The sequence below is a fragment of the Stenotrophomonas sp. 1337 genome, from assembly GCF_031455455.1.
GTDB lineage: Bacteria > Pseudomonadota > Gammaproteobacteria > Xanthomonadales > Xanthomonadaceae > Stenotrophomonas > Stenotrophomonas indicatrix.
Map to the genome: position 1 here is coordinate 40,873 of NZ_JAVDSR010000013.1, position 14,062 is coordinate 54,934.

At 67.1% G+C, this 14,062-nt stretch carries 15 protein-coding genes; 5 read left to right on the plus strand and 10 right to left on the minus strand.

What is annotated here, in order from left to right; translation table 11 throughout:
- Window positions 1-76: 76 nt before the first annotated feature.
- The 4 genes from J2X70_RS16805 to J2X70_RS16820 form a co-directional block, all read right to left on the minus strand.
- Entirely contained in the window at window positions 77-844 is a 768-nt protein-coding gene (locus J2X70_RS16805) for an endonuclease/exonuclease/phosphatase family protein (protein WP_032952088.1), read from the minus strand.
- Between the two features lie 22 nt (window positions 845-866).
- Entirely contained in the window at window positions 867-1,682 is an 816-nt protein-coding gene (locus tag J2X70_RS16810) for a thiol:disulfide interchange protein DsbA/DsbL (RefSeq protein ID WP_025878665.1), read from the minus strand.
- A gap of 106 nt (window positions 1,683-1,788) precedes the next feature.
- Entirely contained in the window at window positions 1,789-2,439 is a 651-nt protein-coding gene (locus tag J2X70_RS16815) for a thiol:disulfide interchange protein DsbA/DsbL (protein ID WP_025878664.1), read from the minus strand.
- A 106-nt stretch (window positions 2,440-2,545) separates the two neighbouring features.
- The gene (locus J2X70_RS16820; RefSeq protein ID WP_025878663.1) at window positions 2,546-3,343 is read right to left on the minus strand and encodes a c-type cytochrome; all 798 of its coding nucleotides are present in this window, start codon (window positions 3,341-3,343) and stop codon (window positions 2,546-2,548) included.
- Between the two features lie 155 nt (window positions 3,344-3,498).
- Here J2X70_RS16820 and yihA point away from each other — a divergent pair, with 155 nt between their 5' ends.
- The gene (gene yihA / locus J2X70_RS16825; protein WP_025878662.1) at window positions 3,499-4,101 is read left to right on the plus strand and encodes a ribosome biogenesis GTP-binding protein YihA/YsxC; all 603 of its coding nucleotides are present in this window, start codon (window positions 3,499-3,501) and stop codon (window positions 4,099-4,101) included.
- A gap of 69 nt (window positions 4,102-4,170) precedes the next feature.
- Here yihA and J2X70_RS16830 read toward each other — a convergent pair whose 3' ends face one another.
- From J2X70_RS16830 to J2X70_RS16840, 3 genes are all read right to left on the minus strand, one after another.
- The gene (locus J2X70_RS16830; RefSeq protein WP_309911310.1) at window positions 4,171-5,151 is read right to left on the minus strand and encodes an MBL fold metallo-hydrolase; all 981 of its coding nucleotides are present in this window, start codon (window positions 5,149-5,151) and stop codon (window positions 4,171-4,173) included.
- A 676-nt stretch (window positions 5,152-5,827) separates the two neighbouring features.
- Window positions 5,828-6,652, minus strand: a complete 825-nt coding sequence (locus J2X70_RS16835; protein WP_309911312.1) for an AraC family transcriptional regulator — start codon at window positions 6,650-6,652, stop codon at window positions 5,828-5,830.
- Complete coding sequence (locus tag J2X70_RS16840) at window positions 6,649-7,353, minus strand: VIT family protein (RefSeq protein WP_033831997.1); 705 nt, start codon at window positions 7,351-7,353, stop codon at window positions 6,649-6,651. The genes J2X70_RS16835 and J2X70_RS16840 overlap by 4 nt, the downstream gene beginning before the upstream one ends.
- 152 nt (window positions 7,354-7,505) lie before the next feature.
- On the opposite strand from J2X70_RS16840, the gene J2X70_RS16845 reads away from it, so the two are divergent.
- Complete coding sequence (locus J2X70_RS16845; protein WP_309911314.1) at window positions 7,506-8,870, plus strand: glutamate--cysteine ligase; 1,365 nt, start codon at window positions 7,506-7,508, stop codon at window positions 8,868-8,870.
- A gap of 130 nt (window positions 8,871-9,000) precedes the next feature.
- Here the strand turns inward: J2X70_RS16845 and J2X70_RS16850 are convergent, their stop codons facing one another.
- Complete coding sequence (locus J2X70_RS16850; protein WP_025874083.1) at window positions 9,001-10,053, minus strand: NAD(P)-dependent alcohol dehydrogenase; 1,053 nt, start codon at window positions 10,051-10,053, stop codon at window positions 9,001-9,003.
- Between the two features lie 107 nt (window positions 10,054-10,160).
- On the opposite strand from J2X70_RS16850, the gene J2X70_RS16855 reads away from it, so the two are divergent.
- A complete protein-coding gene (locus J2X70_RS16855; protein WP_025874084.1) occupies window positions 10,161-11,045 on the plus strand; it encodes a LysR family transcriptional regulator in 885 nt (294 codons plus the stop codon).
- A 143-nt stretch (window positions 11,046-11,188) separates the two neighbouring features.
- Here J2X70_RS16855 and J2X70_RS16860 read toward each other — a convergent pair whose 3' ends face one another.
- Window positions 11,189-11,605 carry a VOC family protein gene (locus tag J2X70_RS16860; RefSeq protein ID WP_279208719.1) on the minus strand — a complete coding sequence of 139 codons (417 nt, stop codon included), beginning with the start codon at window positions 11,603-11,605 and terminating at the stop codon, window positions 11,189-11,191.
- Between the two features lie 113 nt (window positions 11,606-11,718).
- On the opposite strand from J2X70_RS16860, the gene J2X70_RS16865 reads away from it, so the two are divergent.
- Window positions 11,719-12,276, plus strand: a complete 558-nt coding sequence (locus J2X70_RS16865) for a hypothetical protein (RefSeq protein ID WP_309911318.1) — start codon at window positions 11,719-11,721, stop codon at window positions 12,274-12,276.
- A 61-nt stretch (window positions 12,277-12,337) separates the two neighbouring features.
- Window positions 12,338-12,880 (plus strand): hypothetical protein, encoded by a 543-nt coding sequence (locus J2X70_RS16870; RefSeq protein ID WP_025874086.1) that lies wholly within the window; start codon window positions 12,338-12,340, stop codon window positions 12,878-12,880.
- A 46-nt stretch (window positions 12,881-12,926) separates the two neighbouring features.
- Here J2X70_RS16870 and J2X70_RS16875 read toward each other — a convergent pair whose 3' ends face one another.
- Window positions 12,927-14,030 (minus strand): alkene reductase, encoded by a 1,104-nt coding sequence (locus J2X70_RS16875; protein WP_309911321.1) that lies wholly within the window; start codon window positions 14,028-14,030, stop codon window positions 12,927-12,929.
- Window positions 14,031-14,062: the final 32 nt, after the last annotated feature.

Here is a 14,062-nt window from a genome sequence, read left to right on the forward strand (position 1 = left end):
TCAGCGTGCCAACCAAGGTTGGCCCCTACCAAGGTCGGTAGCGCCGGGCCATGCCCGGCGAGCGCAGCGGCAGGGCTCAGCGCAGGGCGTCGGCCGGGACGTCGATTGCCATGGCCAAGGCAAGATGGTCGGAGAACGCAGCGGGCACCGCTTCCACGGTGCGGGTCTGCAGGCCGCTACTGACCAGGATGTGGTCGATGGCGCGGTCGGGGCGCCAGCTGGGGAAGGTCGGCACGATGCAGCCGGGCGGCTGCAGGCGGGTCTTCTGGTACAGCACCTGCATTTCCGGACGTTCGGCCAGGCAGTTGAAGTCGCCCATCAGCACCGCATTGGGATGGTCGGACAACAGCTCGGCAATGAAGCCGAGCTGGGCCATCCGCGAACCGGCGCCCAAGGACAGATGCGCTACCGCAACGGCCAGGCCATCGCGGCCATCGCCGAACTTGGCCAGCAGCACGCCGCGCCCGCCGATACGGCCGGGCAGGGCGTGGTCCTGCACTTCCACCGGTTCCAGCTTGCTCAGCAGGCCGTTGGCGCTGGAGGCGACGCCACCCATGCGCCGGTTCGGCTGGTGGCTCCAGTAATTGAAGCCGGCGCGTTGGGCCAGGTAATGGGTCTGGTTGGTGAAGCCCGAGCGCAGGCTGCCCGGGTCGGCCTCCTGCAGGCCGACGATGTCATGACCGCGCGCCAAAGTGGCAATCGCGTCAAGGCTGCTGCGCTTGCGACCCGCCGGCAGCGCATGTGACCAGCTGCGGGTCACATAGTCGCTGTAGCGGCGGGTACTTGAGCCGGCCTGGATGTTGGCCGTCAGCAAGCGCAGGGTCCGTGTTGTGGGGGAAGTCACGGCCGGGAAAACGTCTCTTTGATCAGTGAGCCTGGGCCGCACCGCGTTCGCGGGCGATCAGGTGGTCGGCAATGCGCAGCATGTCCGGGAAGCTCTTGCCCTTCACCAGGTACTTGCCGTTGACGATGATCGACGGGGTGCCGCTGATCTGGCTGCGCTGGGCGAACTGCTTGGCCGAGTTGGTCTTGGCATTGACCGCGAAGCTGCCCATGGTGGCGGCGAACTGCTTCGGATCCACGCCGTAGGCACCATAGAACTTGGCGATGTCATCGACCGAATCAGCACCGCGCTCGCCCTTCAAGGTCTTCTGCGAGTGGATGGCCGAGTACAGCGCTTCGTGGGTCTTCTCCTGCACGCCCAGGGTCTGTGCGGCGTAGAAGGCACGGGCGTAGTTGTCCCAGGTGCCGCCGAACATGGCCGGCACGTAGACGAAGTTCACATCGCTCGGCAGGCCAGCCTTCCACGGGCCGACCAGCGGCTGGAACGCAGCGCAGGCCGGGCAGACGTAACCGAAGATCTCGACCACTTCGACCTTGCCGGCGGCCGGCTGGAACGGCTGGCCGTTCGGGATCAGCTGGTAGTCGGCGCCTTCCACCGGGGCCGGGCCGGTCAGCGCGGCGGTGGTCGGGGCAGGCGCAGCGCTGGCAGCGGTCTTGTCACCTTCGGCAGCCGGTGCAGCGGCTTCGCCGCCTGCGGCCGGCGCGGCCGGTTCGGTGCTGGCCGGGGTCGCTGCCGGTTCTGCCGGGGCGGAGGTGTTGGTGGTGCCATCGTCGGCCTTGCAGGCCGCCAGGATCGGCAGCAGCGCTGCGAGGGCGAGGGCGGCAAAACGGGTCTTCATGAAAGCGTCTCCAGCATCTGGAAAGGTGGGGCCGGCGTCAGGCGCCGGCCAGAGGGAAATGATGACATGCGGCGGCGACAGCGCCGTGTCGATGGTGTGTGTTGGTTCAGCGGCCGCGGGCGGCGCGGGCCTGGGCGATCAGCGCCGAGGCGATGCGCAGCTGGTCGTCGAAGCTCTTGCCACGGACCAGGTACTGGCCGTTGATGATGATGGCCGGGGTGCCAGGCACCTGGGTGCGCTGGGCGAAGGCACGGGCGGCATCGACCTTCTTCTGTACCGCCTCGCCGCGCAGGGCCTGCGTGTAGCGCTCCGGGGTCACGCCGTAGGCCTTGTAGAAGTTGGCGAGCTCATCGGCCGAGACGTTCTGCATCGGCAGCGTGCCGTCATCGTGCAGGGCCTTGAACACAGCGGCGTGGCTGCGCTTGGCCACGCCCACTTCGTCGGCGGCGTAGTAGGCCAGTGCCCAGGCATCCCAGGCACCGCCGAAGGCGGCCGGGACCGGGGTGAAGCGCACGTCGGCCGGCAGCTTGGCGGCCCAGGCGGCCAGCTGCGGTTCGAAATGGGCGCAGTGCGGGCAGGTGTAGCCGAACACCTCGACGACCTCGATCTTGCCGGCCAGCGGCTGGAACGGGCCAGGCTGGGCGATGCGCTCGTAGTCTTTGCCTTCGACCAGCGGGGCGTTGGCGGGGGTGGCGGCGCAGGCCGCCAACGGCAGCAGCACCAGCAGGGACAGCAGAAGGCGGGGAATCAACCTCATCGACACGCATCTCCGTTGAAAATGACAACGCCGGCGCAGCCGCCGGCGTGAAGGAAACATACCGCAGCGACGGGCCGTCGTGGCGACCGGCGCCGACCAGTGGCGGTCAGGGGGCGGCAGCCGGTCGCGTCGAAGCGCCTTCGGCGGCGAGATCGTCGGCCTTGTTGTGCAGGCCCTGCAGGTAGCTGGAAAGGGCCTGCACCTCCTGCTCGGTCAGCTTCTGAGCCACCGTAGCCATGATCTGGAAGTGCGCCTTGTCGGTCTCGTTGGTCTGTCCGGCCTGGTACTCCTGCAGGCGCCGGGCGACATAGCTGGCGTGCTGGCCGCCGATGTGCGGGTAGGCCGGGCCGGGGTTGCCGGCGCCGCTGGGGCCGTGACAGGCCATGCAGGCCGGCAGCCCGCGCTGGGCGTCGCCGCCGCGGTAAAGCTGCTGGCCGATCTGGTAGAACTTCATGCCCTTGTACGGGCCCTCGGCCACCGGCGTGTCGTCGGCGATGCCGGCGTTGGCCTTCTGCGTGGCGAAGAACGCGCCGATATCGCGCATGTCCTGCGGGGTGAGGTTCTGCACGAAGGGCACCATCGCCACGGCGGCGCCGGAACTGCGCTGGCCATTGGCGATCAGGGCCATCTGCTGGGCGACGTAGCGCTCGCTCTGGCCGGCGATGCTGGGATACATCTCCACCGTGGAATTGCCATCGGCACCATGGCAGGCGGCACACGCGGTGGCCTTGGTCTGGCCGGCCTTGGCATCGCCCCAGGTGGTCTTGCTGAAATCCACCTCGAGCGAGGCGGTCTTGATCGGGCCGTTGTCGGGCAGCGGGGTCAGCGTGGTCTGCGCAAAGGCAGCAGCGGCAACAACGGCAGTAGCAAGGGCGGATACGGCAAGAACGCGAGCGTGGCGCATGCTGAAGCTCCGTATGGACCGGCCGGGCGGCGGCGGCCGGCATCGCCCGGATTATCAACGCCGTTTCCTTGCACGGTCAACGCAGCAGTGCAGCATTTTCCCGCTGGAAGGCCCCGGGCCGGGCGCGCGGCGCCGCAACATGCGATCCTATGCGCATGTCATTGCTCATCGAACGCGCCCAATACCACCTCTCTGCCCACAACATGGGGCAGCTGCCGCCCGATGAAGGTTCTGAAGTGGCCTTTGCAGGGCGCTCCAACGCCGGCAAGTCCAGCGCGCTCAATGCGCTGACCCGCCAGAACAGCCTGGCCCGGGTCTCCAAGACGCCTGGCCGGACCCAGCAGCTGGTGTTCTTCCAGGTTACCCCGGACGCCCATCTGGTCGATCTGCCCGGTTACGGCTACGCCAAGGTGCCGCTGGACCTGCAGGCGCACTGGCAGGCCTTCATCGACCGCTACTTCCGCACCCGCGAGGCCCTGAAGGGCCTGGTGGTGGTGATGGACATCCGTCATCCGCTGAAGGACTACGACCGGCAGATGCTGGCCTATGCCGTGCAGCGTGGCCTGCCGGCGCATGCGCTGCTGACCAAGGCCGACAAGCTGAGTCGCAGCCAGCAGATGCAGACCCTGCAGAAGGTACGCAAGGAACTGCATTCGTCGTTCGGCGATACGGTGAGTGTGCAGGTGTTCTCCGGCTCGGCCCGTACCGGCGTGGATGAAGCCCGCGGCATCATCGGCGGCTGGCTGGGGCTGGAATAAGCCCCGCCGCCCGGCTCGCAGCCGGGCGTTGTCAGGTAGTGCCGGCCGCTGGCCGGCAACCTGGCTCGCTCATTCCTTCGGCAACGGCGAGAACTCCGCCGGTACCCACGCATAGGCCTGGCCTTCGCTGCGCACGTGCCCCAGCCCGGGGAAGGGCAGGTGCGCGCCGGCAACCCACCATCCCTTGGCGGTGGCTTCCTGCAACAGGCTGCGACGGCTGGCCGTAGCCGCCGTGCGATCCGAATCGGCCTCGAATGCTGCTTCCGGGTGTGCGAACTGCACCGCATGGAAATGCAGCACATCGCCCCACACCAGCAGTGACTGGCCCTGGCTGTCGAAGCGGTAGGACACATGCCCCGGCGTGTGGCCGTGGGTATCCATCGCCACCGCGTGCCCCGGCAGGGCGTCGCCAGGCTGGAAGGTGTGCAGGCGACCGGCGGCCTGGTACGGCGTGATCGCGTTGCGTGCCAGCGCGAAGGCGAAACGCACGCCCTGCGGTGCCGTGGCTTCGCTGGCCGGGTCGAGCCAGTAGCGGGCATCGGCCTTGGACAGCCACACCGTCGCATTCGGATAGGCCGGCTTGCCCTGTGCATCGAGGATCCCGCACAGATGATCGGGATGGGCATGGGTCAGCAGCACTTCATCGATCTCGGCCGGGTCTACGCCGGCCGCACGCAGGTTGCCCAGCACCTGGCCCTGGTCAGGGCCGAAGCACTGCGCGGTGCCGGCATCGACCAGGGTCAGGTGCTTGCCCTGGCGCACCAGGAAGGCGTTGATCGCGGTCTGCAGGCCCTTCTTGTCTTCGGGCACATAGCGGCCTTCGAGCAGGCGGCTGACCAGCGTTGGCGGCACGTCGACCACTTCCTGCCGGCCGAGCGCAACCACGCCGTCGAACAGGGCCGTGACCTGCAGCGCACCGATGCGCTGGTGTTGCACGCCCGGCACCTGCTGGGTGGGGGCGGGCGAGGTGGCCTCGGCCAGCGCGGCCAGCGGCAGTGAGGACAGGGCCAGCAGCAGGGCGGCGTGCAATGGCAGATGACGCAGGGTCATGGCGGTTCTTCTCGGTGAGTGATGGGCAGGCCCGTTGCGCACAGCGTGCCGTGTTGCGCGTGCGTGCGGCGCTCAAAGCACTGCGCGGAATGCTCAATGGGGGGTATCGGCAGGGCTGCGCCCTGCACCCGCAGAGGCAACAGCAACGGCAACGGCCGAAGCAACAGCAGAAGCTGGTTTCCTGTGGGATGGCGGGGTGGGTCCGGTTGCGGGGGACGCCGTAAACCCATCCATGGGGGCTTGGCCGCGGCATCCATGCCGCGGACACCCCCGCAACCGGACCCACCCCGCCTTCGACAGGTTTCCGCGATCTGTTGGAATGGCATGACCTGCCTTTGGTGGGTGTCGACCTTGGTCGACACGTAGATCCACGCCATGCGTGGATGCTCTTCGAATTCAATTCGGAATCATCGAAATGAATCGAATGGAATTGGAGGAAATCATCCACGCATGGCGTGGATCTACTGGCCACCGGGAAACTGTCGAAGGCGGGGCGGTGTGGGTATGCAGGACCGTTGGCGCCATGGATGGCGCCATCGAGCCCCCATGGATGGGTTTACGGCGTGTCCTGCATACCCACACCGCCCCGCCATCCCACGGAATGCACGCTGTTGCTGTTGCTTCGGCTGTTGCCGTTGCCTCTGCGGGTGCAGGGCGCAGCCCTGCTGAAGAACCCTCAAATATCTGTGGGAGCCAGCCCGTACTGCTCGGCGAAGCGCTTGCTGAAACTCGCTGCGGAACGATACCCCGCGCGTGCTGCCACGGTCTTCAACGGCAGATCGGTGGTGTACAGCAGCTGCATGCCATGGGCCAGGCGCGCTTCGGTCAGCAGCTGGCGCAGGCTGGTGGCTTCGGCGGCCAACCGCCGCCGCAGGGTCGCGCCACTCAGTGCGAAGTGCGCCTCAACGTCGCGCGACTGCCAGTCGCGGGCCGGCTCGGCGGCGATGCGGTCGCGGATCTGCTCGCCCAGCGTCGGTGCGTGCGGCAACAGCAGGTTGCCGTGGCCCTGCCGGCACCACGCCAGCACCAGCGTGGCCAGCGCCAACCGCGCTTCGCTGTAGTGGCCGTCCTGCAACGACTGCCGCCAGCTGCGCAGTACCGTGGCGTGGTCGCCCAGCGCCTGCCGGGCCAGCGTCTCTCCGGCCGTTGGCAAGGCCTCGCTCCACAGCGTGCGCGCCGCCGCCAGGACTTCCGTGCACAGCGGCACGATCGCGCTGAGGTAGCGGCCGGTCTGCGGGTCCGGTGTGTTGACCACGTCGATGCGGCAACGCTGGGTGATCAGCAGGATGTCGCCGGGCACGAAGGTCAGCGACTGGTGTGCGGTACGCACCTGCTTGCGGCCTTCCAGCAGGATCGCGAACTGCGGCTGCGGTATCTCCACCGAGCTGGCGCCATGCTCGCGGCGGGCGGTGATGCAGGCATAACCTTCAGCGCGTTGGCAGCCGGCCAGGCTGGCCATCTCCGCCAGTAGTGCCAAAGCGGTGGGGGGCATGCCGGTCATATGACGTGCGCGCCCAGCAGGCGACCGACCGCGGCCGCGGCGGCCATCGCCAGTGCACCCCAGAACATCACGCGCAGGGCGCCGCGCGTGGGTGATGCGCCGCCGGCGCGTGCCGCCATCGCGCCGGTCAGGCACAGGCCGGCCAGCGTGCTGACCGTGGTGGCCGTGGCGACGTTCTGTACCGGCGTCAGCAGTGCGGTCAGCACCGGCAGCGCGGCGCCACAGGTGAAGGCGGCAGCCGACGCCAATGCGGCCTGCAACGGCCGCGCGCGCAGTTCCTCGGTGATGCCCAGTTCGTCGCGCGCGTGGGCACCCAGCGCGTCGTGGGCGGTCAGCTGTTCGGCAACCTGGCGCGCCAACGCCGGCTCCAGCCCGCGATGGCGGTAGATCGCGGTCAACTCGTCCAGTTCGCTGTGCGGGTCTTCGTGCAGCTCGCGCTTCTCCATTGCCAGATCGGCATTTTCGGTATCGGCCTGGGTCTGTACCGACACATACTCGCCGGCGGCCATCGACATCGCGCCGGCCACGGTGCCGGCCACGCCGGTGGCCAGGATCGTGCTGGCCGAGGCGCCGCTGGCGGCCACGCCGACCACCAGGCCGGCGACCGAGACAATGCCATCGTTGGCGCCCAGTACGGCGGCCCGCAGCCAGCCGACGCGATCGGCACGGTGCAGCTCGGGATGTCGTGAATGGCGGCTCATGGCCCTGAGTGTACGAGGGTCAAGAGGGTGTCGGTAGGATGCTGAAACCCGTCACCGTCGCATGACGTAACGAGCCGCCACGCTATAGTGCGCCCTTGCGATGCAAGGCTCCCAGCCCCACATCCCCTGCCACCGTCCAGCGAGCCACCCCCTTGTCGAGCCCCAGCCACGTCGCCGATACGCCCATTACCGACCGCTCGCAACTGGTGGCGGAGATCGCCTCCGGCGAGAAGCCCCGTTCGCAGTGGCGCATCGGTACCGAGCACGAGAAGTTCGGGTTCCGCCTGGATGACCTGCGTCCGCCGACCTTCGATGGCGAGCGCGGCATCGAGGCTCTGCTCAACGGCCTGGTCCGCTTCGGCTGGACGCCGGTGCAGGAGAACGGCAACACCATCGCCCTGCTGCGTGATGGCGCCTCGGTGACCCTGGAGCCGGCGGGCCAGCTGGAGCTGTCCGGTGCGGCGCTGGAAACCATTCACCAGACCTGCGTGGAAACCGGCACCCACCTCAATGAAGTGGCGCAGGTGGCCGGCGAGCTGCAGCTGGGTTTCCTCGGCATGGGCTTCCAGCCGAAGTGGACGCGCGATGAAATGCCGTGGATGCCCAAGGGCCGCTACAAGATCATGCGCTCGTACATGCCCAAGGTCGGTTCGCTCGGCCTGGACATGATGACCCGCACCTGCACCGTGCAGGTGAACCTGGATTACGCCAGCGAAGCGGACATGGTGAAGAAGTTCCGTGTGTCGTTGGCGCTGCAGCCGATCGCCACCGCACTGTTCGCCGACTCGCCGTTCACCGAAGGCAAGCCGAACGGCTACCTCAGCTACCGCTCGCACATCTGGACCGATACCGATGCCGACCGTACCGGCATGCTCGACTTCGTGTTCGAGGACGGCTTCGGTTACGAGCGCTATGTCGACTACCTGCTCGATGTGCCGATGTATTTCTCCTACCGCGATGGCATCTACCACGATGCCAGCGGGCAGAGCTTCCGCGACTTCATGCAGGGCAAGCTGCCGGTGCTGCCGGGCCAGCTGCCGACCCTGCGCGACTGGTCGGACCACACCACGACCGCGTTCCCGGAAGTGCGGTTGAAGAAGTACCTGGAAATGCGCGGTGCCGATGGTGGCCCGTGGAGCCGCCTGTGTGCGCTGCCGGCCTTCTGGGTGGGCCTGCTGTACGACGACACGGCGCTGGATGCGGCGTGGGATCTGGTGCGTGGCTTCAGCCTGGCCGAGCGCCATGCGCTGCGTGATGGCGTGCCCAAGCACGCGATGGGCCTGCCGTTCCGCGGTGGCACCGTGCGCGACCTCGCCCGCGAGGCGGTGAAGATTTCGGTGGATGGGCTCAAGCGCCGTGCGGCGCGCAATGCCGATGGCCAGGATGAAAGCAAGTTCCTGGACGTGCTGCAGGAAATCGTCGAGTCCGGCCTGACCCCGGCCGAGCGCAAGCTGGCGCTGTTCCATGGCCGCTGGCACGGTGACGTGGATCCGGTGTTCCGCGAGTTCGCGTACTGAAAATGCGCCCGCCGGGCATGGCCCGGCGCTACCCGCCACGAATCCGGTAGCGCCGGGCCATGCCCGGCGGGTGGCGTACGCAAAAAAACCCCGGCAATGCCGGGGTTTCTTCATTCCATCAGCGCAGCGATCAGGCCTTGATGGTGGCCATGTCGATCACGAAGCGGTAGCGCACATCGTTCTTGGCCATGCGCTCCCAGGCTTCGTTGACGTTCTTGATGTCGATCATCTCCACGTCGCTGACGATGCCGTGCTCGGCGCAGAAGTCCATCATCTCCTGGGTTTCGGCCATGCCGCCGATCGCCGAACCGGTCAGGTTCCTGCGACCGAAGATCACGCTGCCACCGGTCAACGGCGGGTCCAGTTCGGTCAGCACACCGACCAAGCACATGGTCGCTTCGCGCTTGAGCAGGCCCATGTACGGGTTGGTGTCATGGCTGACCGGGATGGTGTTGAGCAGGAAGTCGAAGCTGCCGGCATGCGCCTTCATCTGCTCGGCATCGCGCGAAACCAGCACTTCGTCAGCGCCCAGGCGCTTGGCGTCGGCACCCTTTTCCGGGGTGGTGGTGATCATCACCACGTGCGCGCCGAGCGCCTTGGCGAACTTCACGCCCATGTGGCCGAGGCCACCCAGACCGATCACGCCGACCTTCTGGCCCGGGCCGACCTTCCAGTGGCGTAGCGGCGACCAGGTGGTGATGCCGGCGCACAGCAGCGGCGCGGCTGCCTTCAGGTCCAGCGTTTCGGAGACCTTGACCACGAAGCGCTGCTCGACCACCACGTGGTCGGAATAGCCGCCGTAGGTCGGTGCGCCGCTTTCACGCTCGCGGCCGTTGTAGGTCCAGGTCGCACCTTCGGCGCAGTACTGCTCCAGGTCGTGCTGGCAGGCATCGCAATGGCGGCAGGAATCGACCATGCAGCCGACACCGGCGTGGTCGCCGACCTTGAAGCGGGTGACCTCGCTGCCGACTTCGGTGACCCGGCCGATGATCTCGTGGCCCGGCACCATCGGATAGATCGAGCCACCCCAGTCGTCGCGGGCCTGGTGCAGGTCGGAATGGCAGATGCCGCTGTACAGGATCTCGATGCGCACATCGTTCGGGCCAACCGCGCGGCGCTCGAATTCGAAGGGCACCAGCGGGTCGGTATGGGTGTGGGCGGCGTAACCACGGGCGAGGGACATGGGGAATCCTTGGCAGGGTTTGTCGAAAGGCGTTTTACAATACGCTCCGTACCTCAGGGTAAGAAGCGTATATATCGGCATGATTCATCAAGGCAGACTGCACAATCATGGCCACTGACAACCTGACCCACCTGGCCGCCTTCGCTGCGGTCGCCCGCCACCGCAGTTTCCGCCGCGCCGGTGCCGAACTGGCCCTGTCGACCTCGGCGGTGAGCTATGCGATCCGCGCGCTGGAGGAACGGCTGGGGGTGGGCCTGTTCCACCGTACCACCCGCAGCGTGGCCCTGACCGAGGCCGGGCAGCGCCTGCTGGAGCGCCTGCAGCCGGCGCTGGGGCAGGTGCATGACGCGCTGGAGGAAATGAACCACTTCCGCGCGGTGCCGGCCGGCCTGCTGCGGATCAATGCGACGCGGGCGGCGGTGGCGACCCAGTTGGGGCCGCGGCTGGCGCGGTTCCTGCACGCGCATCCGGACGTACGGGTGGAGCTGACCGAGAACGATGGCCTGGTCGATATCGTTGCCGAGGGCTACGACGCTGGCGTGCGCCTGCACGAGTTCGTGCCCGAGGACATGGTGGCGGTGCCGATGGGGCCGCCGCTGCGCGGATTGATTGTCGGTTCACCCGAGTACCTGCGGCGCCGGCCGGCCCCGCAGCATCCGCGCGACCTGGCCGCGCACGAGTGCGTACGTTTCCGTTTCGCCAGCGGCCATCTGTACAAGTGGCAGTTCGAACGCGACGGCCAGACCCTGGAGATCGACGTACCGGGTCGACTGACGCTGTGCGAGCAGGGCACCGTGGTTGGCGCGGTGCTCGATGGCATCGGCCTGGCCTATGTGCTGGAAGACACCGCGCGGCCGTATCTGGACGACGGCCGACTGGTGGCGGTGCTGGAAGATTGGAGCGAACCGTTCGCCGGGTTTGCGCTGTACTACCCGAAACAGCGGCAGATGCCCGGTGCATTGCGTGCGTTCGTGGACATGCTGCGCGAATGAATCGCGATCACCCGCATCCACGCGTGGCGTGGATCTACTGACCATCGCCGCACGCCCATTTTGATCCACGCGCTGCATGGATGCCGTTACATCTAGTAGATCCACGCCATGCGTGGATTGGCGCCCGCTACGCAGTGACCAATTCATTCGACCAGCGCGTTATACCCTGCATCGCTGAACTGGATCAGGCAGAAGCCATGGCCGAACGGATCGGACAGCACGGCGATCGTTCCCCAGAGGCGTTCGCGGACGGGGCGTTCGAGCGCGGCTCCGGCCGCAACCGCGCGGGCAAGCGCCGCGTCGATGTCAGCGACCACCCAGTCCAGATGCACCGGCGTCCAGTGGCGCTCGTAATCGCGCACATCGCCGTCTTCGGTCGCTGCGCTGCCGGCATCGTTCTGCAGCAGGTACAGCGGCGTGGGGCCACCGAGCAGTTCCAGCGCACCGGGGCCGAGGCGGCGACCGACCCGCAGGTCGAAGGCTGCGGTGTAGAAGGTTTCAGCGGCAGCAAGATCGGGCACGTCGAGGTTGACGATGAACGAAGTGGTGACGGAGTTCATGGGGACTTTCGTCATGTTGTTGGGCACGGATGTACTGTCTAGGATCGAACTGTAGTTCAGGATCGGAGTGCCCGGTCGTTGCGATCGGTGGCCTCGTTGCCAGGGAGGATTCCATGCGGGATCTGGAAGTGGAAGCGCGAGTACGCAGGCTGGAGCGACGGGCAGGCCGATGGCGCTGGCTGCTGGTGGCTACCCCCGTCCTATTGATGTCGATTGTGCTGGCTGGTCGCGGATTTGCCAGGCCGGAGGTCGGCATTGTTCCGGAGATCCGCACCCAACGCCTGATCGTGCTTGATCAGGAAGGGCGCAAGCGGGTGGAGATCGGTGAGGACGCGCCGGATCTGGACATCAAGCGCAACGCCCGGGTGGCGGGGTTGATCATCTTCGATGGCAATGAACAGGAACGCGGAGGCATGGTCACCGCCGACGATGGCAGCGCTACGGTTGCCCTGGATGCGCCGCGTGGTGTCGGCTATCGCGTGTCAGATCGGGCCGGAATGAAAGTGGGAGCGGACGGTTCGGCGCTCATCGGTGTCCTGTCCAACGCCGGGGGCTTTGCCGCAAGGCTGATCGCGCAGGGGGCGGAAGGACAGTTGGAGGTGAGCCGCGTGGATTCCACCGAAGGCGGAGCATCCACCCGTGTGATCCACGTGGAGGCTGATAGCAGGTGACGGAACAACCACAGGCGCAAACAGGGAGCGCAACATGCATGAGCAGGATATAGCCGTACGCTTGGAACGCCTGGAACACAGGCTGCGCCGCAGGAATCTGCTTGCTGCCTCGATGTTCGCGCTGGGCGCATCGTTGGCCCTGATCGGGACCAGCGTAGCCACGCCCGATGCCGGCGTAGTGCCGGAGATCCGTACCTACAAGCTGACCGTGCTCGACAGTGAAGGGCGCACGCGCGTGCAGATTGCCGAGGATGCCAGTGACATTGCCCGCAACTCACGTGCAACGGGCATGACCATCTACGATGCGAAGGGCGATGAGCGCGGTGGCATCGGCACCATGGCCAACGGCAGCGCGGTAATGGCATTGGATGCACCGGTTGGCGTGGGATACAAGGTTCGCGATCGGGCGGGCATGAGAGTCGCGCCCGATGGCACCGCCGTGATCACGGCACTGTCCAACGAGGGCAGCTTTGCCGCCAGCCTGGTGGCGCAGGGCAACCAGGGGCGGCTTGAGCTGAGCCGCAAGGACTCGGCCAGGGGCGAGATCAGCACCCGTGTGCTGACCTTTGATTCGGACTCGACGAAGGTCGAGAAGGCGCCGTGATGTGTTCGGTGGCGAATGGCGCGCCGCATCCACGCGTGGCGTGGATCTACGGGGCCGGCGGGTAGTCGAGGTAGCCCTCGCTGCCGCCGCCGTAATAGGTGCTGCGGTCGGGGATGGCCAGCGGGACATCGCGCTGCAGGCGCTCGACCAGATCCGGGTTGGCGATGAACGGTTGGCCGAAGGCAGCCAGATCGATGATGCCTTCCTCGATCAGCCGCAGGGCGCGTTCGCGGGTCATACCGCCGGCCAGGATCACCGTACCGCCATAGACCTGCTTGAAGGCCTTGAGGAAGGCCTCGCCGATCGCCGGTGCGCCGTGCAGGTAGTTGTCGTTCAGATGCACATAGGCCAGCCCGCGCTTGCCCAGTTCCTCGGCCAGGTACAGATAGCTGGCTTCGTTTTCCGCATAGGCGGGCATGTCGAAGACCTGGCTGTTCGGCGCAAGGCGCACGCCGATGCGGTGCGCGCCGATGCGCGCGGCCATCGCATCCACGGTGTCCAGGATCAGCCGGGCGCGGTTACGCAGCGAACCGCCGTACACGTCCTGCCGGTCATTGGTGACCGGGTTGAGGAACTGCTCGAACAGATAGCCGTTTGCCGCATGCAGTTCGATGCCATCGAAGCCGGCGGCGATCGCGTTGTCGGCACCCTGCACGAAGTCGGCGACGATGCCCGGCACTTCTTCTGTGCTGAGTGCACGCGGCGGTGTCGGATCGGCATGGCCACGGCTGCCGTCGTCCAGATACACGAATGAGGTGTTCTTCGGATCGCTCGCTACCGGCCGCGTGCCGGCGCTTACCGGCTGGCCGCCGTCGGGCTGCAGCGAGGCGTGTGACATGCGGCCGACGTGCCACAGCTGCGCGAAGATCGCGCCCTGCGCAGCGTGTACGGCGTCGGTGACAAGCGTCCAACCGGCCACCTGCTCGGCCGACCAGATGCCCGGCACGTCGATGTAGCCCTGGCCCTGCGGTGAGACCGGGGTGCCTTCGCTGATGATCAGGCCGGCGCTGGCGCGCTGCCGGTAATACTGGGCGGTCAGCGCATTGGCGACGGCGCCGGGGTTGCGGGCACGGGTCATCGGCGCCATCGCGATGCGGTTGTGCAGGGGTAGTCCAGCGAGGTCGAAGGGGCGGAACAGGGCGGCGGTCATGTCAGTCATCTCGGAGCGGGGGAGGGCGCCAA

What these genes read in the sequence shown, in the direction of transcription:
- J2X70_RS16810 (WP_025878665.1), bottom strand. Translation starts at nt 1,682, where the DNA reads ATGAAGACCCGTTTTGCCGCCCTCGCCCTCGCAGCGCTGCTGCCGATC.
- J2X70_RS16815 (WP_025878664.1), bottom strand. Translation starts at nt 2,439, where the DNA reads ATGAGGTTGATTCCCCGCCTTCTGCTGTCCCTGCTGGTGCTGCTGCCG.
- J2X70_RS16820 (WP_025878663.1), bottom strand. Translation starts at nt 3,343, where the DNA reads ATGCGCCACGCTCGCGTTCTTGCCGTATCCGCCCTTGCTACTGCCGTT.
- yihA (WP_025878662.1), top strand. Translation starts at nt 3,499, where the DNA reads ATGTCATTGCTCATCGAACGCGCCCAATACCACCTCTCTGCCCACAAC.
- J2X70_RS16830 (WP_309911310.1), bottom strand. Translation starts at nt 5,151, where the DNA reads ATGACCCTGCGTCATCTGCCATTGCACGCCGCCCTGCTGCTGGCCCTG.
- J2X70_RS16835 (WP_309911312.1), bottom strand. Translation starts at nt 6,652, where the DNA reads ATGACCGGCATGCCCCCCACCGCTTTGGCACTACTGGCGGAGATGGCC.
- J2X70_RS16840 (WP_033831997.1), bottom strand. Translation starts at nt 7,353, where the DNA reads ATGAGCCGCCATTCACGACATCCCGAGCTGCACCGTGCCGATCGCGTC.
- J2X70_RS16850 (WP_025874083.1), bottom strand. Translation starts at nt 10,053, where the DNA reads ATGTCCCTCGCCCGTGGTTACGCCGCCCACACCCATACCGACCCGCTG.
- J2X70_RS16855 (WP_025874084.1), top strand. Translation starts at nt 10,161, where the DNA reads ATGGCCACTGACAACCTGACCCACCTGGCCGCCTTCGCTGCGGTCGCC.
- J2X70_RS16860 (WP_279208719.1), bottom strand. Translation starts at nt 11,605, where the DNA reads ATGAACTCCGTCACCACTTCGTTCATCGTCAACCTCGACGTGCCCGAT.
- J2X70_RS16865 (WP_309911318.1), top strand. Translation starts at nt 11,719, where the DNA reads ATGCGGGATCTGGAAGTGGAAGCGCGAGTACGCAGGCTGGAGCGACGG.
- J2X70_RS16875 (WP_309911321.1), bottom strand. Translation starts at nt 14,030, where the DNA reads ATGACCGCCGCCCTGTTCCGCCCCTTCGACCTCGCTGGACTACCCCTG.